At 71.3% G+C, this 9,408-nt stretch carries 11 protein-coding genes; 2 read left to right on the forward strand and 9 right to left on the reverse strand.

Annotated elements, in window-relative coordinates; all coding sequences use genetic code 11:
- Positions 1-46: 46 nt before the first annotated feature.
- Together nusA and rimP are read right to left on the reverse strand one after the other, a co-directional pair.
- On the reverse strand, positions 47-1,027 hold the full coding sequence (nusA, locus tag VFH10_RS07415; protein ID WP_325127472.1) for a transcription termination factor NusA: 981 nt from the start codon (positions 1,025-1,027) through the stop codon (positions 47-49).
- A 1-nt stretch (position 1,028) separates the two neighbouring features.
- The gene (gene rimP, locus VFH10_RS07420) at positions 1,029-1,502 is read right to left on the reverse strand and encodes a ribosome maturation factor RimP (protein WP_414689847.1); all 474 of its coding nucleotides are present in this window, start codon (positions 1,500-1,502) and stop codon (positions 1,029-1,031) included.
- Between the two features lie 104 nt (positions 1,503-1,606).
- Between rimP and VFH10_RS07425 the strand changes: the two genes are divergently transcribed.
- Positions 1,607-2,155, forward strand: coding sequence for a hypothetical protein (locus VFH10_RS07425; protein WP_325127474.1), 549 nt, complete (start codon positions 1,607-1,609; stop codon positions 2,153-2,155).
- Positions 2,152-2,577, forward strand: coding sequence for a ferritin-like domain-containing protein (locus tag VFH10_RS07430; RefSeq protein ID WP_325127475.1), 426 nt, complete (start codon positions 2,152-2,154; stop codon positions 2,575-2,577). Before VFH10_RS07425 ends, VFH10_RS07430 begins: the two co-directional genes overlap by 4 nt.
- Positions 2,578-2,584: 7 nt before the next feature.
- On the opposite strand, the gene VFH10_RS07435 is transcribed toward VFH10_RS07430, so the two are convergent.
- The 7 genes from VFH10_RS07435 to VFH10_RS07465 all read right to left on the reverse strand — a co-directional run.
- The gene (locus VFH10_RS07435; protein WP_325127476.1) at positions 2,585-3,514 is read right to left on the reverse strand and encodes a zinc metalloprotease; all 930 of its coding nucleotides are present in this window, start codon (positions 3,512-3,514) and stop codon (positions 2,585-2,587) included.
- A gap of 138 nt (positions 3,515-3,652) precedes the next feature.
- A complete protein-coding gene (locus VFH10_RS07440; protein WP_325127477.1) occupies positions 3,653-4,606 on the reverse strand; it encodes a zinc metalloprotease in 954 nt (317 codons plus the stop codon).
- A 270-nt stretch (positions 4,607-4,876) separates the two neighbouring features.
- Positions 4,877-5,821, reverse strand: a complete 945-nt coding sequence (locus VFH10_RS07445) for a zinc metalloprotease (protein ID WP_325127478.1) — start codon at positions 5,819-5,821, stop codon at positions 4,877-4,879.
- A 152-nt stretch (positions 5,822-5,973) separates the two neighbouring features.
- Positions 5,974-6,690, reverse strand: a complete 717-nt coding sequence (locus VFH10_RS07450) for an HAD family hydrolase (protein WP_325127479.1) — start codon at positions 6,688-6,690, stop codon at positions 5,974-5,976.
- Positions 6,683-8,449 carry a proline--tRNA ligase gene (locus VFH10_RS07455; RefSeq protein WP_325127480.1) on the reverse strand — a complete coding sequence of 589 codons (1,767 nt, stop codon included), beginning with the start codon at positions 8,447-8,449 and terminating at the stop codon, positions 6,683-6,685. The genes VFH10_RS07450 and VFH10_RS07455 overlap by 8 nt, the downstream gene beginning before the upstream one ends.
- Before the next feature lie 42 nt (positions 8,450-8,491).
- Positions 8,492-9,220 carry an MBL fold metallo-hydrolase gene (locus tag VFH10_RS07460; protein WP_325127481.1) on the reverse strand — a complete coding sequence of 243 codons (729 nt, stop codon included), beginning with the start codon at positions 9,218-9,220 and terminating at the stop codon, positions 8,492-8,494.
- Between the two features lies 1 nt (position 9,221).
- On the reverse strand, positions 9,222-9,408 hold a 187-nt coding region (locus VFH10_RS07465), incomplete at its 5' end, for a GNAT family N-acetyltransferase (RefSeq protein ID WP_325127482.1).

Raw genomic sequence — 9,408 nt, forward strand, 5'->3', positions numbered from 1 at the left:
AGCCGCCTTCTCCGAACCGGGAAGAGATCTGAGCCCGGGCTCCCGCTCAGCCGGGCGTCTCCGCAGCTTCGTCGGACCTGATGTCGATGCGCCACCCGGTGAGCCGGGCCGCGAGGCGTGCGTTCTGGCCCTCCTTGCCGATGGCCAGCGACAGCTGGTAGTCGGGCACGACGACCCGCGCGGACCGCTGCACGGCGTCGACGACCTCCACGCTGGTCACCCGGGCCGGACTGAGCGCGTTGGCCACGAGCCTGCGCGGGTCTTCCGACCAGTCCACGATGTCGATCTTCTCGCCGTGCAGCTCGTTCATCACGTTGCGCACCCGCTGGCCCATCGGCCCGATGCACGAGCCCTTGGCGTTGACGCCCGGGACGTTGGACCGGACCGCGATCTTGGTCCGGTGGCCGGCCTCGCGGGCGATCGCGGTGATCTCGACGGTGCCGTCGGCGATCTCCGGGACCTCCAGCGCGAACAGCTTCTTGACCAGGCTGGGGTGGGTCCGCGAGAGCATCACCTGCGGGCCGCGCATGCCCTTGCGCACGCTCACCACGAGGCACTTGATCCGCTCGCCGTGAGCGTAGGTCTCCCCCGGCACCCGCTCGGCCATCGGCAGCAGCGCCTCGAGCCGTCCGAGGTCGACCATCACGTCGTTGGGGTCGCGGCCCTGCTGGATCACGCCGGAGATGATGTCGCCCTCCTTGCCGGAGAACTCACCGAACTTCACGTCGTCCTCGGCGTCGCGGAGCCGCTGCAGGATCACCTGCTTGGCGGTGGTCGCCGCGATCCGGCCGAAGCCCTCGGGCGTGTCGTCGTACTCCGCGACGACGTTGCCCTCCTCGTCGGTCTCGGCCGCGAGCACGGTGACGTGGCCAGACTTGCGGTCCAGCACGACCCGGGCCTTCTCCACCGCACCGGGGGTCTTGTGGTAAGCGGTGAGCAGGGCCTGCTCGAGCGCCTCGACGAGGATGTCGAAGGAGATCTCCTTCTCCCGCTCGAGGGCGCGGAGCACAGTCAGGTCGATGTCCATGTCAAACCTCCCGGCGGTTGAGCTCGATCTGGACCTTGGCCTTCGCGACGTCGGCGAAGGCGACCCGCCGCTCGGTGCCGTCCACGTCGAGCGAGGCCGCGTCGTCGTCGTTGCCGGCGATCCGGCCGGTGACCGTGCTGCCGTCACGACACTTCACCTTGACGAGGCGGCCCTTGTTGCGCCGCCAGTGCCGGGGGTGGGTGAGCGGGCGGTCGACACCGGGCGAGGTGACCTCGAGGGTGTAGGGCTGGACGCCCATCACGTCGGACTCGTCGAGCAGCCGGGAGACCTCCTTGGTCGCCTCGGCGATGTCGTCGAGGGTGACGCCGCCGTCCTTGTCGACGGCCACGCGCAGCAGCCGGCGCTTGCCGGCGGGCGTGAGCTCGAGCGCCTCGAGGTCGAGGCCCACAGCACTGAGCGGGTCGGTGAGAACCCCTGCAAGTCGGTCCCGGGTCTGATCAGTGCTCACGGGCATCCTTCCTGCTTTGCTGTTGTGGTGCTCCCAACCCTAGGGCACGGTGGCGAACCCTTGCCAATGGCGCTGAAGGGCGCCGGCTCCGGCCTCGATAGAGTCGTCCGGTGAACGTCCCCCACTCCCCGGCCCTCTCCCGGCGTGCCGCCCTGGTGGCCGCAGTCGGGACGGTCGCGGTGGGCACCGCGTGCACCCCCGACCCGGTCGACCCGGAGGCCGGTGGGCGATCCCGGGAGCGCGCGGCCGAGCCGCTGCCCGACGTGACACTGGCCGCCACCGTGGTCACCGACGAGCAGGAGCTGCTCGACCTGATCGACGCCACCCTGGCCCGGCACCCACGGTTGGAGCGGGTGCTCGCCGACGCCCGCGCGGCGCACGCCGCCCACGTCACGCTGCTGGAGGACGCCGCGCCGGAGTCGGCTTCGCCGTCGCCCGCACCGACCGCTCCGGGCCGGGTGCGCGTGCCCGATGACGCGGCGCGCGCCGTGCGTGCGATCGCGCGGCGGGAGGACGAGCTGGCACTGGTCGACAAGCGGAGCGCGTTCGCCGCCGAGTCCGGCGCCTTCGCCCGGGTGCTGGCCAGCATGGCCTCCTCGGCGGCCCAGCAGGCGGTCGTGCTCCGCGCCGCCACGGTCCCGGCGGGAGGGGCGCGATGACCCCCGAGGAGGCGTTGCAGACGACGCTGGCCGGTGAGCACGCCGCGGTCTACGTGTACGGCGTGCTCGGCGGCCGGGTGTCGGCGTCCGCCCAGCCGGACCTGGCCGCCGCGCTGCGCACGGCGTACGACCTGCACCGGGGCCGCCGCGACCAGGTCATCGCGATGCTGCGAGCCGTCGACGCGACGCCGGTCGGGTCCGAGGTGAGCTACGAGCTGCCGAACCCGGCGCGGACGCCGCAACAGTGCCGACGGGCGGCCGCGGAGATCGAGGAGCGGTGTGCGGAGGTGTACGCCGCGGCGGTCGGAAGCACCGCCCGGGCCAACCGGCAGTGGGCGATCGACGCACTCACCGACGCGGCGGTCCGCGGCCTCACGTTCGGCGCGGAGCCCGCTCCCTTCCCGGGCGTGCCCGAGCTGTAGTGGCCGGTCACGCGCGGTAGGCGGCCCACATCTCGCTCATCCGGGTCGACTGGCCCAGGGTGAACTGGTTGTAGCAGGCGTCGTAGCTGTAGTCCATGTAGTTGTGGATCGAGTCCAGGCCCTCCGACGGGCAGGAGTCCTGGCCCTCGGGGCAGCCGTTGGTCGCCACGCTCTGGGCCGGGGTGTCGGCCACCCCGTCGCCACCCTGTGACTCCTTGCAGCCGCCCTGGAACACGTGGAAGAGACCGAACCAGTGCCCGGCCTCGTGCGTCGCGGTCTCGCCGAGGTTGTAGTTGGTCTCCGAGCCGCCGGGCAGGCTGCTCCACAGCACCCGGATGCCGTCGATGTCGCCCTGGCTGCCGTAGTCCCACGGGAACGTGGCGATGCCAAGGTACGGGAACTCGACCAGCCAGATGTTCAGCGCCTCCGGTCCGCCCTGGCGGGTGAGTCGTCGGTACTGGTTGCTCTGCTGGTCGTTGTGCCACTTGTCGTCGTAGAAGCGGTCGACCCCGGCGAGCGTGAACGTGAATCCGGTGTTCGTGGCGGCGCTCGACTCGCGCCCGGCGAAGGTGGTGTTGAGCACGGCGACCTGGTCGCGGATCTGCTTGTCGGTGACGTCCCCGGTCCCGTCGGCCGCCGCCATGACGTGGACGTACACCGGCACAGCGACCGCGGCAGCGGCTCGGCTCGCGCCCTTGGCGCGCAGGATCGCCGTGGTGCGCTCCTCGATCGCCCGCTGCTCGGCGGCGGAGATGCCCCGATGGTCCTGCACCTCGCCCGCCCGGCCACCCTTGGCACCGGCGCCGGCCGGGGTCGGCTGCACGCAGCCCGCCGGGGCCCGGTCGGCGACGGGTTCGGCGGCCTGGGCCGGCGCGACGGTCGCGGCCAGCGTGAGGACGACCGCAGCAGCGGTCGCGGCACCTCGGAGTCGGGTCATCGTTGGTTCTCCAGGATCGAGGGAGCCGGGCGGCTGCGCCGGCAGGTAGATCCTGGTGCCGGAATCGTCCGGTGAGAAGTACTTTCGTGGGGGAACAAATCCGCGTGTCTCGGCCGGAAACCGCCCAAACCAGACGAGTCAGCTCCGGTAGGCGAGGGCCATCTGCTGCATCCGCTGCGCCTGGCCCGGGGTGAACTCGGAGTAGCAGGCGTCGTAGGAGTAGTCCATGTAGTTGTGCACGGGGTCGGAGCCCGGGAGTGCGCAGGTGTCCTGGACGACCGGGCAGCCCTTCGTCGGGCCGCCCTGCGCCACGGTGTCCGTGACCTCGTCGTTCAGGTCGGTGCAGCCGCCCTGGAACGTGTGGTAGAGCCCGAGCCAGTGCCCCGCCTCGTGCACGAGGGTCTTGCCCAGGCTGTAGTTGGTGATCCCGCGACCGGGCAGCGAGTCGTAGTGCACCCGGACGCCGTCGATCTTCGGGTTGGCGGCGTACTCCCACGGGAACGTCGCGACGCCCAGGTCGCTGGAGTCGACGAGCCACACGTTGAGGGCGGCGACCCCGCCGCGCCTGGTCTTCGCCCGGTAGGTGGTGTGCTGGCGGTCGCTGTGCCACGCGTTGTCGACGTGGCGCTCGAGGTCGGCGAGCACGAAGCGGAACCCGGTGTCGGCCGCGACCCCGGGCGACTCGGCGCCGCTGAACGCCGCGTTGAGCACGTCGATCTGCCGGTCGACCCGGGACCTGGTGACGCTGCCGGTGCCGTCCTTGGCCGTCATCACGTGGACGTAGACGGGGATGGTGCCCGGCGCGCGACGCTTGGCGCGCCGGTCGAGCGACTGGTTCTTCTGGGCCAGGATCCGCGCCGTGCGTCGCGCGACGTCGGCCCGCTCCGCAGCGCTGAGCACCTGGTGGTCGGGCCCCCGATCACCGCGGGTGCGGGCGGCGGACGCATCCGCCGGCACCGGCTTCGGCTGCACACAGGTGGAGCCGTCGCCGACCGGGGGTCGGGCCGCCGCGGTCTGGGTGGGCAGAGCAGATCCGACCACGACGAGGGTCGCTGTCACCAGCGCCTTCGCTGCGAGGCCGGGTCCGGACATGTCTGGCACCTTTCGAGGTGTCCGGAACCCTCCGGACGCCCCGATAGTGCCCACCCGCGGCCGCGTTCCAACATTGGCCACGCCGTGCACTTTGGTACAGGTTTGGCAGCCAATCGTCTGGGAAAAATCCGGCGCCGGTCAGCGGCACAACCCCCAAAGCGAGGGGTCAGAGGGGGAATCGTTGGTACTAGACCGGTACTAGTACCAACGACCCATGCCTCGGGTAGCCCGGGAGATTTTTCTTCCCGCTTCGCCCGTTACGACCCTGCGTCAGGCGCGGTAGGCGCCGAACATCTGCTGCATCCGGGCGGTCTGGCCGGCGGTGAACTCCGTGTAGCAGGAGTCGTAGGAGTAGTCCATGTAGTTGTGGATCGGGTCCAGCCCCGGCAGCGAGCAGGAGTCGCGCCCGGTCGGGCAGCCGTTGGTCGCCGAGCTCTGGGCAGGGGTGTCACCCACCTCGTCGTTGGTGCTCGTGCAGCCGCCCTGGAACGTGTGGTAGAGCCCCAGCCAGTGGCCGGCCTCGTGGGTGGCCGTCTCGCCGAGGTTGTAGTTGGCGATGCCGCCGCCCGGAAGCGAGTCGTAGTGCACCCGGATGCCGTCGATGCTGCCGCTTCTGCTGTAGTCCCAGGGGAAGGTCGCGATCCCCAGGTACGCGAAGTCGACGAGCCAGATGTTCAGGGCGTTCGCGCCGCCCTGGCGGGTCTGGGACCGGTAGGTCGAGCTCTGCCTGTCGGCGTGCCACTGGTTGTTGTAGTGACGGTCGACGCCGGCGAGGGTGAACGTGAAGCCGGTGTTCGAGGCCGATCCGGACTCCTGGCCGCCGTAGGTCCGGTTGAGCACCGTGACCTGCTGGGCGATCTGGCTGTCGGTGACGTCTCCGGTCCCGTCGGCGGCTGCCATCACGTGGACGTAGACCGGGATGTTGCCGGCCTGTGCCGCGCCGGAGCCACCGCCGCCGGGCTTGCCCTTGGCGCCGAGGATCTTCGCGGTGCGCGCCTCGATGGCCCGCTGCTGTGCCGGCGTGATGTCGCGGTGGTCGCGGTCGGCGAAGCCACCTCGTGCGGCGGCACTCCCGGCGCCGACGTCCTGGGGGTCGAAGCACGCCGGTGCACGGTCGGCGGCGGGGACTGCCGCCTGGGCGGGGACGGTCGCACCCGCCAGGGCCAGCATGGTGGCGCCGGCCATGGCTGCGGTGCGGTAACGGAAACGGATCATGTCCTGTCCTGTCTGTCCGAGAGCTCCCGGGACACCTGCCCGGGACGCGCTGATCCTGCCCGCGGGGACAGCGACCACGGAAGACCTCTCGGGCCGCCAGTTCGTGCAGGTTTGCGCAGGTTCCGAATCGTGCAGGACCCGGGTCGGACCGGTCAGCCGCGCCAGCGCGAGACGACGTCGTACACGTCCGACAGCCGCTGGACCACGGCGTCCGGTTCGCCCACGGAGTGCCCGAGCTGGGCGCCGGGAATGTCGCTGTGCGGGACGTGCACGGTGCGCATGCCCGCGTTGCCCGCGCCCCAGATGTCGTCGAAGAGCCGGTCACCGACGAAGACGCATGTCGCCGGGTCGTCGACCCGGACCGCCTTCATCGCCGCGAGGAACGCCTCCGGTGCCGGCTTGGTCCACGGGATCTCGCTGGTGTAGACGGCGCCGTCGATCAGGTGCAGCACACCGTCACGGTCGAAGAACTCCTCGTGCCACGCCCGCGGCCAGACCGTGTTGGACAGCACCCCCACCCGGACGCCGTCGGAGCGGAGCGCCTCGAAGAGCGGGAGCACGTCGGGGTCGGTGTGCGTGTGCGGCGCCCAGAAGTCGCGGTACGCCGTGAGCAGCGACTCGTCGTGCGCGAGCCCGGCCTCACCGAAGACGTCGGCGACGGTGGCGCTGCTGTGGTGGTCGCGGCTGCGCGCCCACACCGCGTCGCCGGCCGCGCGGAGCGCCTCGGCCGCTTCGGCGATCTCGGTGGTCGAGACCCCGGTCACCGCCTGGGCCAGCGCCAGCGCCTCCTGCTCGAAGTCCACCGTGTGCCACGGCGTGAGGGTGCCGCCCCAGTCGAAGATGACCGCGTCGACGGCTGGGTCAGCCACGGACGACCCGGAGCAGGTGCTCGGCGACCGCGTCGACCGCGACGTTCTCCCGCTCCCCCGTCGCCCGGTCCTTCACCTCGACGACACCGTCGACGAGGCCCTTGCCGACGACAGCGATCGTCGGGACACCGAGCAGCTCGGCGTCCTTGAACTTCACCCCGGGTGAGACCTTGGGCCGGTCGTCGTAGAGCACCGTCAGGCCCTCTGCGTGCAGGGTGTCGGCCAGCTGTCGGGCGGCCTCGTAGACCGCGTCGTCCTTGCCGGTGGCCACCAGGTGCACGTCGGCTGGCGCCACCTCGCGCGGCCAGACCAGGCCGAGCTCGTCGTGGGTGTTCTCCGCGATCGCCGCCACGGCGCGCGAGACGCCGATGCCGTAGGAGCCCATCGTCACCGTGACGAGCTTGCCGTTCTCGTCGAGCACGCGCAGGTCGAGCGCGTCGGCGTACTTGCGGCCGAGCTGGAAGATGTGCCCCATCTCGATGCCGCGCGCGGTCTCGAGGGTGCCCGCCTCACAGTTCGGGCAGGGGTCGCCGTCGCGCACCTCCGCGGCCTCGATGGTGCCGTCGGGCGTGAAGTCCCGGCCCGCGACGAGGTCGATGACGTGGCTGCCGTCGACGTCGGCGCCGGTCACCCAGCGGGTGCCCTCGACGACGCGGGGGTCGACGACGTAGCGGATCCTGGAGGCGTTCTTCTCCCCGAGCACGCCGGGGCCGATGTAGCCCTTGGCCAGCACCGGGTGCGCGGCGAAGTCCTGCTCGGCGAAGGCCTCGACCTCCGTGGGCTCGAGCTGGCCGCCGAGCCGCTTCTCGTCGACCTCGCGGTCGCCGGGCAGCCCGATCGCCAGCGGCTCGCGGGTGCCGTCGGGGTGCTTGAGCACGACCAGGACGTTCTTCAGCGTGTCGCCGGCGTGCCAGGGCCGGTCCTCGCGCGGGAACTTCTCGTTGAGGTGGTCGACGAGCGTCTCGATGGTGGGGGTGTCCGGGGTCTGCTCGGCGTGTGCCTCGGGCACCCCGTCGTACGACACGGGCTGTGGGGCACGCACCTCGACGGCCTCGACGTTCGCGGCGTAGTCGCACCGCGTGCAGCGGACGTAGGTGTCCTCGCCGTTGGCGGCGGTCGCGAGGAACTCCTCCGACTTGGACCCACCCATCGCGCCCGAGGTCGCCTTGACCACGACGTAGTCGAACCCGAGGCGGTCGAAGGTGCGCACGTAGGCCTCGCGGTGAGCGGCGTACGACTTGTCGAGACCCTCGTCGGTGGTGTCGAAGGAGTAGGAGTCCTTCATGACGAACTCGCGACCGCGCAGCAGGCCGGCGCGAGGACGCGCCTCGTCGCGGTACTTCGTCTGGATCTGGTAGAGCCAGACCGGGAGGTCCTTGTACGACGAGTAGAGGTCCTTGACGACGAGCGTGAACAGCTCCTCGTGGGTGGGGCCGAGCAGGTAGTCGGCGCCCTTGCGGTCCTGGAGTCGGAAGAGGGCGTCGCCGTACTCGGTCCAACGGCCGGAGGCCTCGTAGGGCTCGCGCGGCAGCAGGGCGGGGAACTGGAGCTCCTGTGCCCCCATGGCGTCCATCTCCTCGCGGACGATGGCCTCGATGTTGCGCAGCACCCGGAGACCGAGAGGCAGCCACGAGTAGATGCCCGGCGCGGCACGCCGGATGTAGCCCGCACGGACGAGCAGCCGGTGGCTCGGCACCTCTGCGTCCGCGGGGTCCTCGCGCAGCGTGCGCACGAACAGGGTGGACATCCGCAGGATCATGAGCGCAAGGCTAACCGTCGGGTTCGGGCCGTCGCGAACCAGTTATGCCTCGCGACCGAGGCGGGACAGGAAGCCGCGGATCCGCTCCCGCGGCCGCTCGGTCATCTCGGGTCCGTGCGTGAACGCGGCGACGTCGTACTCCAGCTCGCCGAGCCGGTGCACGGTCTGCCGGGTCAGCGCGAAGTCGGCGCACAGGAACTTCGGCGACAGGCTCAGCCCCCGGAAGCCGAAGTTGAACATCGCGTCACCGGTGACCAGGGTCCGCGTCGGCTCATGGAGGAGGGAGACGTGGCCCGGCGAGTGCCCGGGGGTGTGCACGACGCGCAGACCGCCGGCCACCGGCAGCACGTCGCCGTCGTTCAGCAGCGGCCCGGGCCGGAACGGCTCGAAGTGCGGGTCGGGCAGTCGCGCGAAGAGGCGGCCGAGCAGGAACCGCTGGTCGGGCTTCTGCACGATGGTGCCGGCGGTCGCGGAGGGGTGGTCGCCCTCGTGCAGCCAGACGTCGGCACCGGTCTGGCGGGACAGCTCGGCGGCGCCACCTGCGTGGTCGGGGTGCACGTGCGTGAGCAGGATCCGGGTGACGTCTGCGGGCCGCTTGCCGATCGCCGCCAGCCCCGCGACGATCCGCGGCGGCGCCTTGGCCACTCCGCAGTCGACGAGGGTGACGCTGCCGTCGTCGTCGACGAACGCGAACGAGTTCACGAGGTTGCGGCCGACCGTGGGGATCCGCCACACCTGGGGCGCGACCTCGACGGCGGGTGGGCGGGCCATGTCAGAACATAACCGTGGTGAACTCGGCGGTCTGGCTGAAGCCGACCGCGTCGTAGACCCGCCGGGCCGCCAGGTTGTGTTCGTTGACGTAGAGGGAGACGACCGGCGCCACGTCCGCCAGCGCCAGCCTGACCACCGCGGCCATGCCGGCGGTGGCGAGCCCCTCGCCGCGTCGCTCGGGGGCCACC

Source organism: Nocardioides sp., assembly GCF_035697785.1.
Taxonomy (GTDB): domain Bacteria; phylum Actinomycetota; class Actinomycetes; order Propionibacteriales; family Nocardioidaceae; genus Nocardioides_B.